The sequence below is a fragment of the Streptomyces sp. NBC_00289 genome, assembly GCF_041435115.1.
Lineage (GTDB): Bacteria > Actinomycetota > Actinomycetes > Streptomycetales > Streptomycetaceae > Streptomyces.
In genome coordinates this window covers 3,603,362-3,623,207 of sequence record NZ_CP108046.1, presented here as the reverse complement: position 1 = coordinate 3,623,207, position 19,846 = coordinate 3,603,362, and the positions used below count along the sequence as shown (strand labels likewise).

General features: G+C 71.1%; 13 protein-coding genes. 5 read left to right on the top strand and 8 right to left on the bottom strand.

Annotation, left to right across the window (positions count from 1 at the left end):
- Positions 1-211: 211 nt before the first annotated feature.
- Complete coding sequence (locus OG985_RS16400; RefSeq protein ID WP_371669076.1) at positions 212-1,237, top strand: ATP-dependent 6-phosphofructokinase; 1,026 nt, start codon at positions 212-214, stop codon at positions 1,235-1,237.
- 38 nt (positions 1,238-1,275) lie between these two features.
- Here the strand turns inward: OG985_RS16400 and OG985_RS16395 are convergent, their stop codons facing one another.
- The 3 genes from OG985_RS16395 to OG985_RS16385 form a co-directional block, all read right to left on the bottom strand.
- Entirely contained in the window at positions 1,276-1,989 is a 714-nt protein-coding gene (locus tag OG985_RS16395) for an XRE family transcriptional regulator (RefSeq protein WP_371669075.1), read from the bottom strand.
- 550 nt (positions 1,990-2,539) lie between these two features.
- A complete protein-coding gene (locus OG985_RS16390) occupies positions 2,540-3,238 on the bottom strand; it encodes a response regulator (RefSeq protein ID WP_371669074.1) in 699 nt (232 codons plus the stop codon).
- Positions 3,235-4,959, bottom strand: coding sequence for an ATP-binding protein (locus tag OG985_RS16385; RefSeq protein WP_371669073.1), 1,725 nt, complete (start codon positions 4,957-4,959; stop codon positions 3,235-3,237). The genes OG985_RS16390 and OG985_RS16385 overlap by 4 nt, the downstream gene beginning before the upstream one ends.
- 150 nt (positions 4,960-5,109) lie before the next feature.
- Here OG985_RS16385 and OG985_RS16380 point away from each other — a divergent pair, with 150 nt between their 5' ends.
- The 4 genes from OG985_RS16380 (at position 5,110) to OG985_RS16365 (ending at position 9,869) form a co-directional block, all read left to right on the top strand.
- Positions 5,110-6,489 carry a cation:dicarboxylate symporter family transporter gene (locus OG985_RS16380; protein WP_371669072.1) on the top strand — a complete coding sequence of 460 codons (1,380 nt, stop codon included), beginning with the start codon at positions 5,110-5,112 and terminating at the stop codon, positions 6,487-6,489.
- A 219-nt stretch (positions 6,490-6,708) separates the two neighbouring features.
- Positions 6,709-7,137, top strand: a complete 429-nt coding sequence (locus OG985_RS16375; protein WP_371669071.1) for a MerR family transcriptional regulator — start codon at positions 6,709-6,711, stop codon at positions 7,135-7,137.
- A 14-nt stretch (positions 7,138-7,151) separates the two neighbouring features.
- Complete coding sequence (locus tag OG985_RS16370) at positions 7,152-7,466, top strand: thioredoxin family protein (RefSeq protein WP_371669070.1); 315 nt, start codon at positions 7,152-7,154, stop codon at positions 7,464-7,466.
- A 150-nt stretch (positions 7,467-7,616) separates the two neighbouring features.
- On the top strand, positions 7,617-9,869 hold the full coding sequence (locus OG985_RS16365) for a UvrD-helicase domain-containing protein (RefSeq protein ID WP_371669069.1): 2,253 nt from the start codon (positions 7,617-7,619) through the stop codon (positions 9,867-9,869).
- Between the two features lie 209 nt (positions 9,870-10,078).
- Here OG985_RS16365 and glgB read toward each other — a convergent pair whose 3' ends face one another.
- From glgB to OG985_RS16340, 5 genes are all read right to left on the bottom strand, one after another.
- Positions 10,079-12,916, bottom strand: a complete 2,838-nt coding sequence (gene glgB / locus OG985_RS16360) for a 1,4-alpha-glucan branching enzyme (protein ID WP_371669068.1) — start codon at positions 12,914-12,916, stop codon at positions 10,079-10,081.
- Positions 12,917-12,945: 29 nt separating this feature from the next.
- The gene (locus tag OG985_RS16355; RefSeq protein ID WP_371669067.1) at positions 12,946-14,334 is read right to left on the bottom strand and encodes a maltokinase; all 1,389 of its coding nucleotides are present in this window, start codon (positions 14,332-14,334) and stop codon (positions 12,946-12,948) included.
- Positions 14,335-14,430: 96 nt separating this feature from the next.
- Positions 14,431-16,131, bottom strand: a complete 1,701-nt coding sequence (gene treS / locus OG985_RS16350) for a maltose alpha-D-glucosyltransferase (RefSeq protein WP_371669066.1) — start codon at positions 16,129-16,131, stop codon at positions 14,431-14,433.
- Positions 16,128-18,224, bottom strand: a complete 2,097-nt coding sequence (locus OG985_RS16345; RefSeq protein WP_371669065.1) for an alpha-1,4-glucan--maltose-1-phosphate maltosyltransferase — start codon at positions 18,222-18,224, stop codon at positions 16,128-16,130. Before OG985_RS16345 ends, treS begins: the two co-directional genes overlap by 4 nt.
- Positions 18,225-18,440: 216 nt before the next feature.
- Complete coding sequence (locus OG985_RS16340) at positions 18,441-19,643, bottom strand: S8 family peptidase (protein ID WP_371669064.1); 1,203 nt, start codon at positions 19,641-19,643, stop codon at positions 18,441-18,443.
- Between the last annotated feature and the right edge of the window lie 203 nt (positions 19,644-19,846).

Here is a 19,846-nt window from a genome sequence, read left to right as displayed (position 1 = left end):
GAAGTGCGAGTGTGGGGGCTCATAAAAATCGCCCACCGAGGTGAGCAGAACCCTCTTGACAATACCTCCGGCGCTGGTTAAGGCGCCCGTCAGGACAGAGGATCGGAAAGGGCGGATCGGGACGCACAGGACGGAAGCGACATCGTCCTCCGGGGCATGAAAGAATCGGACCGGCTCACCGGTCTCAACAGCGAGCAGGAGACACAGCACGATGCGCATCGGAGTTCTCACGGCAGGCGGCGACTGCCCTGGCCTGAACGCAGTGATCCGGTCGGTCGTGCACCGAGCGGTCGACAACTACGGCGACGAGGTCATCGGCTTCGAGGACGGCTACGCGGGCCTGCTCGACGGCCACTACCGCACCCTCGACCTGGACGCGGTCAGCGGCATCCTGGCCCGCGGCGGCACCATCCTCGGCTCCTCCCGCCTGGAGCGCGACCGGCTGCGCGAGGCCTGCGCGAACGCGCTCGACATCGCGCGCGACTTCGGCATCGACGCGCTGATCCCGATCGGCGGCGAGGGCACGCTCACCGCGGCGAAGATGCTGGCCGACGCGGGCCTGCCCGTCGTCGGCGTCCCGAAGACGATCGACAACGACATCTCCTCGACGGACCGCACCTTCGGTTTCGACACGGCGGTCGGGGTCGCCTCCGAGGCGATGGACCGGCTGAAGACCACCGCCGAGTCCCACCAGCGGGTGATGGTCGTCGAGGTCATGGGCCGGCACGCGGGCTGGATCGCGCTGGAGTCCGGCATGGCGGCCGGCGCGCACGGCATCTGCCTGCCCGAGCGCCCCTTCGACCCGGCCGACCTGGTCAAGATGGTCGAGGAGCGCTTCGCCCGCGGCAAGCGGTTCGCGGTCGTCTGCGTGGCCGAGGGCGCGCACCCGGTCGAGGGCTCCATGGACTACGGCAAGGGCGAGATCGACCCGTTCGGCCACGAGCGCTTCCAGGGCATCGGCACGGCGCTGGCGTACGAGCTGGAGCGCCGGCTCGGCAAGGAGGCCAAGCCGGTCATCCTCGGCCACGTCCAGCGCGGCGGCGTACCGACCGCGTACGACAGGGTGCTCGCCACCCGATTCGGCTGGCACGCGGTGGAGGCCGCGCACCGCGGTGAGTTCGGCAGGATGACGGCGCTGCGCGGGACGGACGTCGTGATGGTGCCGCTCGCGGAGGCGGTGACCGAGCTGAAGACGGTGCCGAAGGACCGGATGGACGAGGCCGAGTCGGTGTTCTAGGCGGCTGTCCCGGCGGCGCCCGCACGGTGGGGGCGCCGCTAACCGGTGTTGTTCTCCACGTTCGTCCAGAAGCGCTCGATGATCCGGTCGAGGAAGTCGCGGCCGGCGTCGCTCGACGCGCTCGCCGCCCTGCCGCCGCCCCAGTTGAGGGTGGCGGCCATCTGCCCCTGGTAGTCCTGGTGCAGCTCGTGGAGGGTGTCCTCCAGGAGACGCCGGTCCAGGGGCACGGCTTTCGCGATCGGCCGGACGTACGCCTGCCAGCGTGTGGTCACGGCACTGCGCAGGAGTTCGGCGAGCCGCGCGTCGCGTCCCGTGACGCTGACGAAGTCGGGGAGCGAGAGGTCGAGCAGCCGGGCGAGCGCGGCGGACTGGCGCTCGGTGCCGCGCCACTCGTCGTTCTCCTCCATGTGGAGATACGCCAGGAGTTCCAGGCCGACGATACGGGCGACGTCCTCCGGCGCCAGGCCGTGGGCGAGGCGGTGCTCGCGCAGGGTGCGCGGTCTGCCGATGAGTTCACCGGGGGAACACCACAACACGCCTGCCAGGGCGGTCAGTTCGAGACCGGCGGGCGCGGTGGTCCCGCGCTCCCAGCTGATCACGAGGCCCGGGGTGACATGCGAGAGCCCGTACGAGGCGCGCATGCCGTAGGCGACGTGCTCGGGTTCCATGCCGAGGGCGGTACGGAGTCTGCGGGCGGCGGGGGCGTCGAAGGGGGGAGCGGGCTGGTTCGGCGGAGCTGAAGGTCGGCGCACGGGCCACAAAGTAGGCGCGACGGGACGCGGTGACTACGGTCTGTTCGGCCAGGATCACGCATTGTAGGAACGTACGGTTCCGGCCGTGCGCGGCGTTTGGCCGGAGATCGTCCGTCGGCCGGGTGGGCGGCTGTCGAACAGGCTGACGGACCGCCTCGCGGGTCCCCGGAGAGGGGTGCGTTCTTCGCGCAACCGGCGAATGGCAAGGTAGAGCGGCATATTCGCGAGCGTCCGGCGGTGTCCGGCCGCGGGCGGTTCGCACCGGCCGGCTCCGGCGCGACGCCGCTGGTGTCGCCCACGGGGGCGGACCTCGAAGGGGCGTACGGCCGTCCGGTACGGCGATGGGGTGCCCGGGGGGCGGGAAAGCGCGGCGCGAATTGAACCCTCCGCGTCCCGCCCGTGGCCCCGGCCGGGTCCGGATCGGCTCCCCACCCCTTGACCGCGCCCCCCGACACGTCGTGCTCGCCCGCTCGTCGGGCGGCGAGGAGGGGGGGATCAGCTCGGCGGCAGGACTTCTCGCGGGCTCACCTCGTCGCGGCCGGGAGCCCGCTCAGCGGCTCGGTCCCGGGGCCCGGACCCACCGGTACACCAGCTCGGGTCTGCCCACCTGCCCGTAGAGCGGCTTCCGTTCGGCTCGGCCCGCCTCCACCAGGTGTTCCAGGTACCGCCGGGCCGTGATGCGGGAGATTCCCACCGTCTCCGCGATCCCCGCGGCCGTGTACCCCTCCGAGCGGTCCCGCAGGGTCACCGTCACCCGCTCCAGGGTCGGCGCGCTCAGTCCCTTCGGCAGGGCCGCCGGGCCCGGTGCCCGGAGGGTCGCCAGCGCCCGGTCGACCTCGTCCTGGCCGCTGGCCTCGCCCGCGGCCGCGTGGAACTCCGCGTACCGGATCAGCCGGTCGCGCAGCGTGCCGAACGTGAAGGGCTTCAGGACGTACTGGACGACGCCCAGCGACACGCCCTCCCGCACAACCGTCAGATCACGGGCCGAGGTCACGGCGATCACGTCCGCCTGATGACCCGCCGCCCGCAGCGAGCGGGCCAGCTGGAGACCGTGCACGTCCGGCAGGTGCAGATCCAGGAGCAGCAGGTCCACCGCCGTCCGCTCCAGCGCGCGGCGCGCCTCCGCGCCGGTGTGGGCCTTGCCGACCGCCACGAACCCCGGCACCCGGCCGACGTACAGCACATGGGCGTCGGCGGCGACGGGATCGTCCTCGACGACCAGAACGCGGATGGGCTGCTCGGTCGTCATACGTCGCCTCCAGAGGCATGACCGCCCACGGCGGCGCCGTCGGCCGCGCCGGGCGTCACGGCGGGTTCCGCGGTCACGAGGGTGGTGCGGCCGTCGGCCGTCCCGGCAGCCCCCGCCGACTCCGCGTCCCCGCCCAGTCCCAACCGGACCTCGAACCGCGCGCCGCCCTCTTCGGCCGACGTGACCGACAGGGTTCCGGCATGGCGGTTCACCGTCTGGCGGACCAGCGCGAGGCCCAGGCCCCGGCCGCCCGGTCCCGCCGGTTTCGTCGAGAAGCCCCGCTGGAAGACCGTCTCGGTGTGGGCCGGGTCGACGCCCGCGCCCGTGTCCGACACCCGCAGCACCAGCGAGGAGGCGTCCGCGTACGCGGTCACCGTCACCCGCGCCCGCCCGCTGCCCTGCGCCGCGTCCACCGCGTTGTCGATCAGGTTGCCGAGGATCGTGACCAGGTCCCGGGCGGGCAGCGAGGCCGGGAGCAGGCCGTCGTCCAGGCTGCTCTCCTGCGACACCACCAGCTCCACGCCCCGCTCGTTGGCCTGGGCGGTCTTGCCGAGCAGCAGGGCCGCGAGCACCGGCTCGCCCACCGCCGCGACCACCTGGTCGGTCAGGGTCTGGGCCAGTTCGAGTTCGGCGGTCGCGAAGTCCACCGCCTCCTCCGCGCGGCCCAGCTCGATCAGGGAGACAACCGTGTGCAGGCGGTTCGCCGCCTCGTGAGCCTGTGAGCGGAGCGCCTGGGTGAACCCGCGCTCGGAGTCCAACTCACCCATCAGTGACTGGAGTTCGGTCACATCGCGCAGGGTGACGACCGTGCCGCGGCGCTCTCCGCCGGACACCGGTGAGGTGTTCACCACCAGCACGCGGTCCGCCGTCAGATGCACCTCGTCCACCCTCGGCTCGGACGCCAGCAGCGCGCCCGTCAGCGGAGCCGGCAGCCCGAGGTCCGCGACGGACGTGCCCACCACGTCGTCGCTCACCCCCAGCAACTCCCGTCCACCGTCGTTGACCAGCGCCACACGGTACTGCGCGTCCAGCATCAGCAGTCCCTCGCGTACGGCGTGCAGCGCGGCCTGGTGGTAGTCGTGCATGTGGCTGAGCTCGGCCGCGTTCATGCCGTGCGTGTGGCGGCGCAGCCGGGCGTTGATCACGTACGTGCCGATCGCGCCCAGCGCGAGGGCGCCGGCCGCGACGCCGAGCAGCGCCGTCACCTGGCCCTGTACCCGCTTGCTGATCGCCTCGACCTTGATGCCGGCGCTGACCAGGCCGATGATCTGTTCGTGGTCGTCCTCGATGGGGGTGACCGCCCGGACCGACGGGCCGAGGGTGCCGGTGAACGTCTCGGTGAAGGTGTCGCCGCGCAGCGCCCGGTCGATGTTGCCGCGGAAGTGCCGGCCGATCTGGTCGGCCTCCGGGTGGGTCCAGCGGATGCCCTGCGGGTTCATGATCGTGACGAAGTCGACCTCGGTGTCCCGCTGGACCCGCAGCGCGTACGGCTGGAGGGCGGCCGTGGGATCGGGGGTGCCGATCGCCGCCCGTACGGAGGGGGCGTCCGCGACCGACCGGGCCACCGCCACCGCCTGGCGGCCCGCCGCGTCCTCGGCCTGGCTGCGGTCGCTGACGTAGGTGAACAGCGCGTACCCGGCGACGAGGACCGCTATCAGCACGGCCTGCATGGCGAAGAGCTGGCCGGCCAGGCTGCGGGGTCTCGGGACGGGGAGGCGCATGCGGTCAGTCTGCCTCCGATGTCGGCGTGAACTAAATGAACGGAAGGGTGACCGCCTTCACACACCGCGGGATAGTCACGGCATTCCCCTAAACCCCCGGACGTGAGCCGCACGCCGGTAAGGCCGACGACGTCGTCAAGGAGGGCCTCCGTGACCAGCGCAGCCGATACGGCATCCGCCGCACCCCGCGCCAAGCGGGACCGCACCCACTATCTCTACATCGCGGTGATCGTCGCGGTGGCCATCGGCATCACCGTCGGTCTGGTCGCCCCGGACTTCGCGGTGGAGCTGAAGCCCCTGGGCACGGGCTTCGTCAACCTGATCAAGATGATGATCTCGCCGATCATCTTCTGCACGATCGTGCTGGGCATCGGCTCGGTACGCAAGGCCGCCAAGGTCGGCGCGGTCGGCGGTATCGCGCTGCTGTACTTCACGATCATGTCGCTGGTCGCGCTGGGCATCGGCCTGGTGGTCGGCAACATCCTGGAGCCGGGCACCGGCCTCGCGGTGACCGACGCGATCAAGGACGTCGGCCACGCGCAGGTCGACGCCGAGGCCAAGGACACCACCGAGTTCCTGCTGGGCATCATCCCGATGACGATCGTCTCCGCCTTCACCGAGGGCGAGGTGCTGCAGACCCTGCTCGTCGCCCTGCTCGCCGGCTTCGCGCTGCAGGCCATGGGCCCGGCCGGACAGCCGGTTCTGCGCGGTGTCGAGCACATCCAGCGGCTCGTCTTCCGCATCCTCGCCATGGTGATGTGGGCCGCTCCGATTGGCGCCTTCGGCGCGATGGCCGCCGTCGTCGGCTCCGCGGGCGTCGACGCCCTCAAGAGCCTCGCCGTGCTGATGCTCGGCTTCTACGCCACCTGCTTCCTCTTCGTCTTCATCGTGCTCGGCACGCTGCTGCGCCTGATCGCGGGCCTGAACATCCTCACCCTGTTCCGGTACCTGGGCCGTGAGTTCCTGCTGATCCTGTCGACCTCCTCCTCCGAGTCCGCGCTGCCGCGGCTCATCGCGAAGATGGAGCACCTGGGCGTCAGCAAGCCGGTGGTCGGCATCACGGTCCCGACGGGCTACTCCTTCAACCTCGACGGCACCATGATCTACATGACCATGGCGTCCCTGTTCATCGCCGACGCCATGGGTACGCCGATGTCGGTCGGTGAGCAGATCCCGCTGCTGCTCTTCCTGTTCGTCGCCTCCAAGGGCGCCGCCGGTGTCACCGGTGCGGGTATGGCCACGCTGGCCGGCGGCCTTCAGTCGCACAAGCCCGCCCTGGTCGACGGCATCGGCCTGATTGTCGGCATCGACCGCTTCATGAGCGAGGCCCGCGCCCTGACGAACTTCGCGGGCAACGCCGTCGCCACCGTCCTGATCGGGACCTGGACGAAGGAGATCGACCGCGAGCGCGTCGACCAGGTGCTCGCCGGACAGATCCCCTTCGACGAGAAGACGCTCCTGGACGACGGTCAGGACGCCCCCGTCGAGGTGCCCGAGCAGGGCGGCGAGAAGGAACTCGCCCGAGCCTGACCCCCGGGCGGGCCGCGTCGGGCCCGGCCCGCCGGTCTCCACCCCGCCGGTCCCGCCCCGCCAGTCTCCGGGCGGCTGAGTACTCCCCCGTAGCTCAGCCGCCCGGTCTCCTCTCCGCACCGCACGGGTTTCCCGGGCCGCTCGCCTCTTCGGCGGGCGGCCCTTCCGCGCGTCGCCGCTGTTGCCTTGACGTCGGGGTCAAGGCTTACGTTCGTACGCATGCGAATCGGCGAGCTGGCCGCACGGGCCGGGACCACGACGCGGACGCTGCGGTACTACGAGTCCCGGGGGCTGCTGCCCGCACGGCGGGGCGGCAACGGGTACCGGACGTACGACGAGGACGACCTGAAGCTGCTGCGGCAGATCAGGACGCTGCAGGACTTCGGGTTCGACCTGGAGGAGACGCGGCCGTTCGTGGAGTGTCTGCGGGCGGGGCATCCCGAGGGCGACGCGTGTCCCGCCTCACTCGCGGTCTACCGGCGCAAGCTCGACGAGCTGGACGCGCTGATCGGGGAACTGCACGCGGTGCGGGCGAAGGTCGGCGAGCAGCTGGTGCGGGCCGAGCGGGCGCGGGACGAGCTGGCCGCCGAGGCGCTGGCTCCGGGAGGTCCGGAGCCCGGGTGTGAACTGGGAGGGCGGAAACAGTGATCAGGGCGGCCGGCGTGACCGAGGTGACGGACGCGGACTTCGAGACCGAGGTGATCGGGGCGGATATACCGGTACTGGTGGAATTCACCGCCGACTGGTGCCCACCGTGCAGACAGATGGGGCCGGTGCTCACCGCCCTCGCCGCGGAGGAGGGCGAGCGGCTCAAGGTCGTACAACTGGACGTGGACACGAATCCGACGACGACGAACGCGTACCAGGTGCTGTCGATGCCGACGTTCATGGTGTTCAGAGCCGGCGAGCCGGTGAAGTCGATGGTGGGGGCGCGGCCCAAGCGGCGGCTGCTCGAGGAGCTGTCCGACGTCCTCTGACATGACTCCGAGCCCCGCCCGGAAATAAAGAAATCCCCCGAGCAATTGCGCTCGGGGGATTTCTCTGCGTATATTTAATGGTTCGCGACTTCACGGGAGTTCAGTCGCAAAGAAGTTCAGTGACCACAGTATATCCGGGCGGGAGCGGAATTGTCAAACACCGGCTTTCCAGACAGTGAATTGCAGCGCGAGCAGGAATTCGTCGACGGGCTGTACGCCCGTGTGGACGCGCTGCGCGGCGACACCGAGGGCGCCGTCACGGACGCGCTCGCCCAGGGCAACACGCCCATGCAGGCCCGCCTGGAACGGGACATCCTGGTCGCCGAGCGGTCGGGCCTGCTCGCCGCGCTGAACGCGGTGGACGGCTCGCTCTGCTTCGGCCGCATCGACCTCACCTCGGGCGTCAGCCACCACATCGGCCGCATCGGCCTGCGCGGCGACGACACCGAGCGCACCCCGATCCTGATCGACTGGCGGGCCGACGTCGCCCGCCCCTTCTACCTCGCCACCGGCCACACCCCGATGGGCCTGCGCCGCCGCCGGCACCTCACCACCGAGGGGCGCCGGGTCACCGCCCTGCACGACGAGATCCTCGACCTCGGTGACGCCACCCGCACCGGCCACGAGGACCCGACCGGCGACGCCGTGCTGCTCGCCGCGCTCGACTCGGCGCGCACCGGCCGGATGAGCGACATCGTGCAGACCATCCAGGCCGAGCAGGACGAGATCATCCGGGCCCCGCATCGCGGGGTGCTGGTGGTGGAGGGCGGCCCGGGCACCGGCAAGACGGCCGTCGCCCTGCACCGGGCGGCCTACCTGCTGTACGAACACCGGGAGCTGCTCGCCAAGCGGGCCGTCCTGATCGTCGGTCCCAACCCCGCCTTCCTCGGCTACATCGGGGAGGTGCTGCCCTCGCTGGGCGAGACCGGCGTGCTCCTCGCGACGGTCGGCGAGCTGTTCCCCGGCGTGAAGGCGACGGCGACGGACACGCCGCGGGCGGCCGCCGTCAAGGGCCGCGCCGCCATGGCGGACGTCCTCGCCGAGGTCGTACGGGACCGGCAGGAGTTGCCCGACCCGGTGATCGCCATCGAGCACGACCGTGAGGTCCTGATGCTCGACGACGGCCTGGTGAACGTCGCCCGCGAACGCACCCGGGAGGCGCGGCTGCCGCACAACGTGGCCCGCGAGCACTTCGAGGGGCACATCCTCAACACGCTCACCGACATGGTCGCCGAACGCATCGGCACCGACCCCTACGACGGCACGAACATGCTCGACCCGAGTGACATCACCCAGATCCGCGACGAACTCGCCGAGAACCCCGAAGTCTGGTCCGCCATCGACCGGTTGTGGCCGCGGCTGACCCCGCGGCGGCTGGTCCGGGACTTCCTCGCCGCCCCCGAGGGGTACCTCGGCGAGGACGACGCGGCCGCCGTCCGCCGTCCGGTGACGCGGGCGTGGACCGTGGCGGACGTACCACTGCTGGACGAGGCGGCCGAACTGCTGGGCGAGGACGGCCGGGTGGCGCGGGCGCGCGCGGAACGCGAACGCGAGACGCAGGTCGCCTACGCGCAGGGCGTCCTCGACGTCTCCTTCGCCTCCCGCACCTACGAGTTCGACGACAAGGACGAGGAGGACTCCGAAGTCCTGTCCGCGCACCACATCATCGACGCCGACCGCTTCGCCGAGCGCCACGAGGAGGACGACCACCGCAGCGCCGCCGAGCGTGCGGCCGCCGACCGCACCTGGGCGTTCGGGCACATCATCGTCGACGAGGCGCAGGAACTGTCACCGATGGCCTGGCGGCTGCTCATGCGGCGCAGCCCGACCCGCTCGATGACCCTGGTCGGCGACCCCGCGCAGACCGCGGAGGCGGCCGGTGTGGGCTCCTGGGCGGACATCCTCGAGCCCTATGTCGGCGGCCGCTGGGAGCACACCCGCCTCGGCGTCAACTACCGCACCCCCGCCGAGATCATGGACGTGGCGGCGGCGGTGGTCCGCGCGGAGAACCCCGGCTTCGAACCGCCGAGTTCGGTGCGGTCGACGGGGGTACGGCCGTGGGTGCGCGCCACCGACGACCTGCCCGGCGCGGTGGCCAAGGCCGTCGGGGAACTGACCCCGGCCGAGGGCCGGCTCGCCGTGATCGCCCCGCGCGACCTGCACCGGAAGCTGGCCGCACGGCTGGACGGCGTGACGGCGGGCGCCGAGCCGGACCTCACCCGGACCGTCGTCCTGCTCGACCCACGGCAGGCCAAGGGGCTGGAGTTCGACTCCGTGCTCGTGGTGGAGCCGGGACGGTACGGGACCAGCGACCTGTACGTGGCGCTGACACGGGCCACGCAGCGGCTGGGGGTGCTGCACACCGGGACGTTGCCGAAGGCGCTGGCCGACGCCATGGCCTAGCGACGTGACGGTTCCGGTCACCATCACCGTCTGCGCACGGCCGGTGCGGTGAGCGTCTCGTTCGGGGAGCGGTGAGGGTTCTCGCCCCCGCCGCCCCTTCCCTTCCCGTCCCTGGGGGCTGCGCCCCCAGACCCCGCTTCGGCCCGAAGGGCCTCGTCCTCAAGCGCCGGACGGGCTTCCTCAAGCGCCGGACGGGCTGAAAGCGGCCCTTACGCCGGGCGCAGCCACACCGTCGACAGTGGGGGCAGGGTGAGCCTGATGCTGGCCGGGCGGCCGTGCCAGCCCTGCGGTTCCGGTTTTATCGGGTCGGGGTTGTGGACGTCGCTGCCGCCGTACCTGCCGGTGTCGGTGTTGAGGGCCTCGTGCCAGGCCGGGATGTCGTCGGGGACGCCGAGGCGGTAGTCGTGGCGGACGACCGGGGCGAGGTTCGACACCGCCAGCAGCGGGGTGCCTTCCGTGTCGTAGCGCAGGAACGCGAAGACGTTGTCCTCGGCGGCGTCGCCCACCACCCACTGGAAGCCGGCCGGATCGGTGTCCTGCTGCCACAGGGCCGGCGTGTGCAGATAGACGGTGTTGAGGTCGCGGACCAGGTCCCTGACGCCCCGGTGGTCCGCCTCCGCCCCGTACTCGGGGTCGAGCAGCCACCAGTCCGGGCCGCGCGCCTCGGACCACTCGGCGCCCTGGGCGAACTCCTGCCCCATGAAGAGGAGTTGCTTGCCGGGATGGGCCCACATGAACGCCAGGTACGCCCGCAGGTTGGCCCGCTGCTGCCACCAGTCGCCGGGCATCTTCGACACCAGCGAGCCCTTGCCGTGCACGACCTCGTCGTGCGAGATGGGCAGGACGTAGTTCTCGCTGTACGCGTACACCATCGAGAACGTCATCTCGCCGTGGTGGTACTTGCGGTGCACCGGCTCGTGGCTCATGTAGTCGAGCGAGTCGTGCATCCAGCCCATGTTCCACTTCAGCCCGAAGCCGAGACCTCCGAAGCCGCCCGGGCCCATGTGGTGGGTGGCACGGGTGACGCCGTCCCACGCCGTGGACTCCTCGGCGACCGTCACCACGCCCGGAACCCGCCGGTACACGGTCGCGTTCATCTCCTGAAGGAACGCCACCGCGTCCAGGTTCTCCCGGCCGCCGTGCTCGTTCGGCACCCACTGGCCCGGCTCGCGCGAGTAGTCGAGGTAGAGCATCGAGGCGACGGCGTCCACGCGCAGGCCGTCGATGTGGAACTCCTCGCACCAGTACACGGCGTTCGCGACGAGGAAGTTGCGTACCTCGCGCCGGCCGTAGTCGAACTCGAGGGTGCCCCAGTCCGGGTGGGCGGAGCGCAGCGGGTCCTCGTGCTCGTACAGCGGGCGGCCGTCGAACTCGGCGAGCGCCCAGGCGTCACGCGGGAAGTGGGCCGGCACCCAGTCCATGAGCACGCCGATGCCGGCCCGGTGGAGGGCGTCGACCAGGTACCTGAAGTCGTCGGGGTCGCCGAGCCGTGCGGTGGGGGCGTAGAACCCGGTGACCTGGTAGCCCCAGGAGCCGCCGAAGGGGTGCTCGGCGACCGGCATCAGCTCCACGTGCGTGAAGCCCAGATCCCGTACGTACGCGGGCAGTTCCTCCGCCAGCTGCCGGTACGTCAGTCCCGGCCGCCAGGAGGGCAGGTGCACCTCGTACACGGAGAAGGGCGCCTTGTGGGCCGGCCGGTCGGCGCGGCGGGCCAGCCACTCGTCGTCCTGCCACGTGTAGCGCGAGGTGTGGATCACGGAGGACGTCGCGGGCGGCACCTCCGTACGGCGCGCCATCGGGTCGGCGCGCAGGGTCTTGGAACCGTCGGGCCGGGTGATCTCGAACTTGTACAGCTCGCCCTCGCCGACGCCGGGCACGAACAGCTCCCACACACCGGTCCCGCCGAGCGAGCGCATGGGATGCCCGGTGGCGTTCCAGAAGTTGAAGGTGCCGGCCACCCGCACGCCCCGCGCGTTCGGCGCCCACACCGTGAAGCGGGTACCGGCCACGCCCTGGTGCGTCATCGGCTCGGCGCCCAGCGCCTTCCACAGCTCCTCGTGCCGGCCCTCGCCGATCAGGTGCAGGTCGAGGTCGCCGAGCGCGGGCAGGAAGCGGTACGCGTCCTCGACCTCCTGGGTCGTCTCCTCGTACGTCACGAGGAAGCGGTACTCGGGGACCGACGCGAGCGGCAGCACCCCGGAGAAGAAGCCGTCGCCGTCGTTGTCCAGCTCGTCCCGTGCGTCCCCGACGACGACGGCCACCGACAGCGCGTACGGCCGGAACGCCCGGAAGACGACCCCGCCACCCGGCGCCGGATGCGCGCCGAGCACGGAGTGCGGAGCGTGGTGCGCCCCGTCGAGCAGCCGCCAGCGGTCGCCGACGTCGAGGGCGGGGGAGAACGGGGGCGCCGCGGCGCCGGGCTCGCCGGACTCCACGACGGGCGTGGACGCGGCGGCGGCAGGGGTGGTGGCAGCGGTCGTGGCGGGTGCCTCCGCCGCCGTCACGGCCCCCGCTTCCGGAAGCGCCACAGCCGGCTCGGCTGCCGCCTTCCTCGCCACCGCCTTCCTCGTGGTCGCCTTCTTCGCGACCGTCTTCTTCACCCCGCCCTTGTCACCCGCGGTCTTCCTGGCCACCGCCTTCTTCGCGGTGGGCTCCTTCGCCGCGGACTTCTCCGGCGCCGCCTTCTTCTTCACGGCCTTCTTCGCGACGACCGTCCTGGTCTCCGGTGTGCCGGAGACAGCCGCCGTCCTGGCCACCGACTTCTTGGTCGCCTTCTTCGCGGCGGTCTTCTCCGGTGCCGTCTTCTTCGCCGCCGCCGTCTTCCCGGCCGTCTTCGCCGGGGTCTTCTTCTCCCCGGTCGCCGCCTCGACCGTCTTGCCGGCGGCCTTCTTCACGGCCCTGACGGCCGTCTCCGCGGTCTTCTCCACACGCTTCTCGACGGCCTTCTTCGCGGACCTCTTCTTCTGCTCGGCGGCCGGCTGCGCGGCTGTGCCTTCCTCGGCCGTCTTCTTCGGATCCGGACCACTGGACGGGGGGCGGGGCGTCACGGGTGGTGCCTCCTGGGCGCGGGGTGAGGTCAGGACAGGTCGGGTGAGGCGAGGCGGCGTACCGCGGACAGCGGCACCGGGAGCCAGTCTGGACGGTGCCGGGCCTCGTAGAGCACTTCGTAGACGGCCTTGTCCGTCTCGTAGGCGCGCAGCAGCACCGGGTCGGTGCGTGGATCGCGCCCGCTCACGTCCGCGTACCCGGAGCAGTACGCGGCACGGCAGGTCTCGGCCCAGCCCGGTACGGGCGCGTCCGCGGAGTGGGCCGCGTAGTCGAAGGAGCGCAGCATCCCGGCGATGTCCCGCCCGGTCGGCTGGGGCATCCGGCGCTCGGCCAGCGGCTTGGACGGCTCGCCCTCGAAGTCGATCAGGGACCACTGCCCGGCCGCCGAACGCAGGCACTGGCCGAGGTGCAGGTCGCCGTGGATGCGCTGGGCGGTCCAGGTGCGGCCCTCTTCGGCCAGGTCGGCCAGGGCGGTGAAGGCGGAGCGCAGTCCGGGGGCGTACGGCCGTAGCGCGGGCACCGCCTGTGCGGCGAGGTCGAGGCGTTCGATCATGCCGTCGACCAGCATCCGTAGCCGACCGTGGCCGAGGGTGACGGTGGGCAGTACCCGGGCGAGTGCCGTGTGCACCTCGGCGGTGGCCCGGCCGAGTTCGCGTGCCTCGGCGCCGAAGTCCTCGCCCTTGGCCAGTTCGCGCAGCGCCAGCTCCCAGCCGTCGGAGGCGCCCTGCACGAAGGGCTGCATCACCCCCAGGGTGTACGACTGTCCGGCCAGCTCCGCCCGCAGCCAGCCCGTCGGCGCGGGCACCCGCGGGCAGCCCTCCCGGGCCAGCGCCAGCGGCAGTTCCAGGTCGGGGTTGACGCCGGGCACGATCCGGCGCAGCAGCTTGAGGATGAACGTATCTCCATAGACGACCGACGAGTTGGACTGCTCGGCGGTCATCAGGCGGGGCACCAGCCCGTCGCGTATCTCCTGGTGCGGGTCCCGCTCGAAGCGCAGCCCGCCGATCCTGGCCCCGGTGCGCAGGGCCTCCAGGAGCAGTTCGGCGGGCCGGGAGTCGTGCAGGGCGTCGTACACCGTGTGTCCGGCGAACGGGCCCTTCTGTGCGTGTCCGATCAGCGCGGGCGCCAGCCGAGGTGGCAGCGCCTCGCGCTCGCCTATCAGGAGCTGGTAGCAGTCACCCGGGTGCGCGGAGCCGCCCAGCATGTCCGGCTGATGGGCACGCACCAGCAGGTGGTGCAGGCTCAGCTTTCCGCCGGCCGGCACCAGCTCCGTGGCCGCGACCAGCGAGAACTCGGTGACCGGACGTCCCTTGCCCGCGAACCAGCGCTGCCGCGGCAGCCACTCCCGCAGCAGTGGATCCAGAGACGCCAGGAGGCCGGGACTGGCGGTGGCGGTATGGATGACGGCTTCCGACATGGGCGTCGCGTCCTTTCCCCGGGGGGTCGGGGTGTTACTGATGCGGTGCCCCGGGCGGGGCGGCGGAAACCGCCCCGCCCGGGTTCGGCGGGCGTGCTACGCGGTGTCCCTGCGCAGCCGGAACCAGTAGAAGCCGTGGCCCGCGAGGGTCAGCAGGTACGGCAGGTCACCGATGGCGGGGAACCGGACCCCGCCGAACAGCTCGACCGGATGCCGCCCGTTGAACGCGCTCAGATCCAGCTCCGTCGGCTGTGCGAACCGGGAGAAGTTGTGCACGCACAGGACCAGGTCGTCCTCGTACTCGCGCAGGAAGGCGAGGACGGCGGGGTTGGAGGAGGGCAGTTCGGTGTAGGAGCCGAGGCCGAAGGCGTGGTTCTGTTTGCGGATCTCGATCATGCGCCGGGTCCAGTGCAGGAGCGAGGAGGGCGAGGACATCGAGGCCTCGACGTTGGTGACCTGGTAGCCGTAGACCGGGTCCATGATGGTGGGGAGGTAGAGCCGTCCGGGGTCGCAGGAGGAGAAGCCGGCGTTGCGGTCGGGGGTCCACTGCATGGGGGTGCGGACGGCGTCGCGGTCGCCGAGCCAGATGTTGTCGCCCATGCCGATCTCGTCGCCGTAGTACAGGATCGGCGAGCCGGGCAGGGACAGCAGCAGCGCGGTGAACAGCTCGATCTGGTTGCGGTCGTTGTCCAGCAGGGTGGCCAGCCGCCGGCGGATGCCGATGTTGGCGCGCATGCGGGGGTCCTTGGCGTACTCGGCCCACATGTAGTCGCGTTCCTCGTCGGTGACCATCTCCAGGGTCAGCTCGTCGTGGTTGCGCAGGAAGATGCCCCACTGGCAGCCGGAGGGGATGGCGGGGGTCTTGGCGAGGATCTCGGAGACGGGGTAGCGCGACTCGCGCCGTACGGCCATGAAGATGCGTGGCATGACGGGGAAGTGGAAGGCCATGTGGCACTCGTCGCCGCCGACCTCGAAGTCGCCGAAGTAGTCGACGACGTCCTCGGGCCACTGATTCGCCTCCGCCAGCACCACGGTGTCCGGGTAGGAGGCGTCGATCTCCTTCCGGACCCGCTTCAGGAAGTCGTGGGTCGCCGGAAGGTTCTCGCAGTTGGTGCCCTCCTCCTGGTAGAGGTACGGCACGGCGTCGAGCCGGAAACCGTCGATGCCGAGGTCCAGCCAGAACCGCAGCGCGGAGATCATCTCCTCCTGGACGGCCGGGTTCTCGTAGTTGAGGTCCGGCTGGTGGGAGAAGAAGCGGTGCCAGTAGTACTGCTTGCGGACCGGGTCGAAGGTCCAGTTGGAGGCCTCGGTGTCGACGAAGATGATCCGGGCGTCCGGGTACTGCTTGTCGTCGTCGGCCCACGTGTAGTAGTCGCCGTAGGGCCCGTCGGGGTCCTTCCTGGACTCCTGGAACCACGGGTGCTGGTCGCTGGTGTGGTTCATGACGAAGTCGATGATGACGCGCATGCCACGGTGGTGGGCCGCGTCGACGAACTCCACGAAGTCGGCGAGGTCGCCGAACTCGGGCAGGACGGCGGTGTAGTCCGAGACGTCGTAGCCGCCGTCCCGGAGGGGTGACTTGAAGAAGGGCGGCAGCCACAGGCAGTCGATGCCCAGCCACTGCAGGTAGTCGAGCTTGGCGGTCAGGCCCTTGAGGTCACCGACGCCGTCGCCGTTGCTGTCCTGGAAGGAGCGGACCAGGACCTCGTAGAAGACGGCGCGTTTGAACCAGTCGGGGTCGCGGTCCTTGGCGGGGGTGTCCTCGAAGGTGTCCGGGACGGGCTCGTTGAAGATCATATTGCGGGTGACCCTCCGATCTGCGGGCTGGACGGTCGCAGAACCGTGAAGACGTGAGCGGGTCGGGTACCCGGTTCGAGGCGTACATAGTTGGCCCTGCCCCAGTGATAGGTCTCACCCGTCAGCTCGTCGCGCACCGGCACCGACTCGTGCCAGTCCAGGCCGAGTTGCGGCATGTCCAACGAGACCGTGGCCTCCTGGGTGTGGTGGGGGTCGAGGTTGGCGACCACCAGAACCGTGTTCGAGCCCCGCCGCTTCGAGTACGCGATCACTGCCTCCTGGTCCACGTGATGGAAGTGCAGATCGCGCAGCTGGCGCAGGGCCGGGCTGGCCCGCCGGATGGTGTTCAGCCGGGTGATGAGGGGGGTGATGGTGCGGCCGGCGCGTTCGGCGGCGTCCCAGTCGCGGGGTTTGAGCTGGTACTTCTCGGAGTCGAGGTATTCCTCGCCGCCCTCGCGCAGCGGGGCGTTCTCGCACAGTTCGTAGCCGCTGTAGACACCCCAGGTGGGGGAGAGGGTGGCGGCCAGCACGGCCCGGACCTCGAAGGCGGGCCGGCCGCCGTGCTGGAGGTAGCCGGGCAGGATGTCGGGCGTGTTCACGAAGAAGTTCGGCCGCATGTAGGCGGCCGCCTCACCCGACAGCTCGGTCAGGTACTCGGTCAGCTCCTGCTTGCTGTTGCGCCAGGTGAAGTACGTGTACGACTGCTGGAAACCGATCTGCGCCAGCGTGTGCATCATCGCCGGCCGGGTGAACGCCTCCGCCAGGAACACCACGTCCGGATCCGCGCCGTTGATCTCCGCGATCACCCGCTCCCAGAACACCACCGGCTTGGTGTGCGGGTTGTCGACCCGGAAGATCCGCACCCCGTGCCCCATCCAGTACCGCAGCACCCGCACCGTCTCCGCGACCAGCCCGTCCATGTCGGCGTCGAAGGCGATCGGATAGATGTCCTGGTACTTCTTCGGCGGGTTCTCCGCATACGCGATGGAGCCGTCGGCACGGTGATGGAACCACTCCGGATGCTTGTGCACCCAGGGATGGTCCGGGGAACACTGCAGCGCGAAGTCCAGCGCCACCTCCAGACCCAGACCGCGGGCCCGGGAGACGAACCAGTCGAAGTCCTCGATCGTGCCCAGCCGCGGATGGACCGCGTCGTGGCCGCCCTCCGGCGAGCCGATCGCCCACGGCACCCCGACATCCTCCACACCGGCCGACAGGGTGTTGTTGCGGCCCTTGCGGAACGTCGTGCCGATCGGATGGATCGGCGGCAGGTAGACGACGTCGAAACCCATCCCGGCGATCGCCGGCAGCCGGCGGGCCGCGGTACGCAACGTGCCGTGCGGCTGCTCGAGAGTGCCCTCCGAACGCGGGAAGAACTCATACCAGGCGCCGTGCAGCGCCCGCTCCCGCTCCACCAGCAGCTCCCGCGTCTCGGAGGCACTGACATGCTCCCGCAGCGGATACCGCGCCAGCACCGCGTCCATCTCCGGCGTCAACGCCGCCGCCAGACGGGAGGCGGTGGGGCGGGCCTCGTCCCGCAGCGCGTCGACGGCGGTGAGCAGCACCGCCCGGTCGGCGCGCCCGGGGACGCCGGCTGCCGCCCGCTCGTACAGGCGCGCGCCGTCCTCCAGGACCAGGTCCGTGTCCAGTCCTGCCGGGATCTTGATCTGCGCGTGGTGGCGCCAGGTGGTGACCGGATCGCCCCAGGCCTCCACGAGGTAGGTCCAGCGGCCCGGACCGTCGACGGTGACGGTGGCACCCCAGCGGTCGGTGCCCGGGGCGAGTTCCCGCATGGGGGTCCAGGGGCCGGTCCGGCCCCGGGGATCCTTGAGTACGACGTTGGCGGCGACGGCGTCGTGCCCCTCGCGGAACACGGTCGCCGAAATCTCGAATGTCTCTCCGGTCACGGCTTTGGCCGGCCTGCGCCCGTGCTGGACGACCGGGTGGACGTCGAGGGCGGGGATGCGCCCGATGCCGGCGGTGTCGCCCGCGGAGGGTTTCTCCGGGGCCGGCGGTCCGGCGTCGACCGGGCGCACGGCGGGTGCGTCGGTGCTCGGTGTCGGGGGTGGTGACGAGTGGTGCGTGGCGGGCATGACCGCTCCTGTCCGCGTCAACGTGGGTGGGCGGATGGCTGTGGGGAGGTGGGTCCTGCGGGGGGTGTTCCGGCGGAGCACCTGGGGGGCGTACCGGGGGAGCCTTCCCACCCTATTCGGGTGAGCAATCCGGCACGTTGCTAACTACTCACGTGTATGTGTACACACGAGACCGGCCCCATTCAGGACGAAGGGGCCGGTTCCCGCGCTCTGTCCCTACGCGCCCGGCACTTGCAGGAGTTTGTCCGGCGATCCCAGCCCGCGGCCGGAAATCCTTCCGGATTCCGCCTTTCCGGCAAGGGCCCTGGACACCTGTGCGGGAGTGGCCGTGGGATGACCGGCCAGGTAGAGCGCGGCCGCGCCCGCCGCGTGCGGCGTCGCCATCGACGTACCGGAGAAGGTCGCCCGGCCGGTGTCGCTCGCGGCGGAGGCCGAGGTGATCGAGACGCCCGGGGCGAACAGGTCGACGGCGGAGCCGTAGTTCGAGAAGTCCGCCCTCGCGTCCTTCCGGTCGGTGGCGCCGACGGTGATCGCCTCCTTCACGTCCCCGGGTGAGTAGAGCGCGGCGGCCGCCCGGTCGTTGCCCGCCGCGACCGTGTAGGTGACGCCGGACGCGATGGAGGCGCGTACGGCGGCGTCCAGCTGGGTGTTGTGGAGGCCGCCCAGGCTGAGATTGGCCACGGCCGGTTTCCGCGCGTGCGCGGTGACCCAGTCGACACCCGCGATGACCTGCGCGGTCGTACCCGCGCCCGCGTCGTCCAGGACGCGGACGGCGACCACCTTCGCCTTCTTGGCGACGCCGTACCGGACACCGGCGACGGTGCCCGCGACATGCGTGCCGTGCCCGTTGCCGTCCTTGGCCGTCCCGTCCCCGTCGACGAAGTCCCAGCCGTAGCCCGCCCGGCCGGCGAAGTCACGGTGTGTGATCCGGATGCCGGTGTCGATCACGTACACCGTCACCCCCGCGCCTCCCGCCCTCGGCCAGACGTAGCTCTTGTCCAGCGGCAGACGGGGCTGGTCGACGCGGTCCAGACCCCAGGACGGCGGGTTCTTCTGCGTGCGGTCCAGGGTGACGCGCGTGTCCTGGGCGACCGAGGCGACCCGGGGGTCGGCCGCGAGCAGCTCGGCCTGTCTCTCGCTCGCCCGCACCGCGTAGCCGTTGAGCACCGTGCCGTAGGTATGGCTTATTTTCGCCCCATACTTTTCGGCGAGGCTCTTTCCGGCCGGTGACGGGGCCTTCGTTCCCCCCTTGAGCGTCACCAGGTAACTTCCGCCGACGGAACCGGGCTGTCCGGCGCCGAGTATCCGCCCCTCCGGAACGGCGTGCGCGGGCAGGGTGGTGGCCGAAAGCGCCGCGGCACAGGCCACCGCGATCAGGCCCCCCGCCCGGCGCAGACGCCGTGTTCGCGTCCGTGCCATGGTGTGTAGTCCCCTCCTCGACTCGGCGCACGACGGCCGCGGGCCGCCGGGTCCCCCCGGCCCGGCCGGTACGCCACCAGGCAGCCTCTCGTGCGGTGTGAAGCGCCACAAGAAGGCCTGCACGGACGGAATCGGCCAAATCGGCCAGGAGGGCTCACAGCGCCGACGAGCGCCGCCTGCCGCCGGGCACGGCCATGGACGGC

What these genes read in the sequence shown, in the direction of transcription:
- OG985_RS16400 (WP_371669076.1), top strand. Translation starts at nt 212, where the DNA reads ATGCGCATCGGAGTTCTCACGGCAGGCGGCGACTGCCCTGGCCTGAAC.
- OG985_RS16345 (WP_371669065.1), bottom strand. Translation starts at nt 18,224, where the DNA reads ATGCCCGCCACGCACCACTCGTCACCACCCCCGACACCGAGCACCGAC.
- OG985_RS16340 (WP_371669064.1), bottom strand. Translation starts at nt 19,643, where the DNA reads ATGGCACGGACGCGAACACGGCGTCTGCGCCGGGCGGGGGGCCTGATC.
- OG985_RS16390 (WP_371669074.1), bottom strand. Translation starts at nt 3,238, where the DNA reads ATGACGACCGAGCAGCCCATCCGCGTTCTGGTCGTCGAGGACGATCCC.
- treS (WP_371669066.1), bottom strand. Translation starts at nt 16,131, where the DNA reads ATGATCTTCAACGAGCCCGTCCCGGACACCTTCGAGGACACCCCCGCC.
- OG985_RS16375 (WP_371669071.1), top strand. Translation starts at nt 6,709, where the DNA reads ATGCGAATCGGCGAGCTGGCCGCACGGGCCGGGACCACGACGCGGACG.
- OG985_RS16385 (WP_371669073.1), bottom strand. Translation starts at nt 4,959, where the DNA reads ATGCGCCTCCCCGTCCCGAGACCCCGCAGCCTGGCCGGCCAGCTCTTC.
- OG985_RS16355 (WP_371669067.1), bottom strand. Translation starts at nt 14,334, where the DNA reads ATGTCGGAAGCCGTCATCCATACCGCCACCGCCAGTCCCGGCCTCCTG.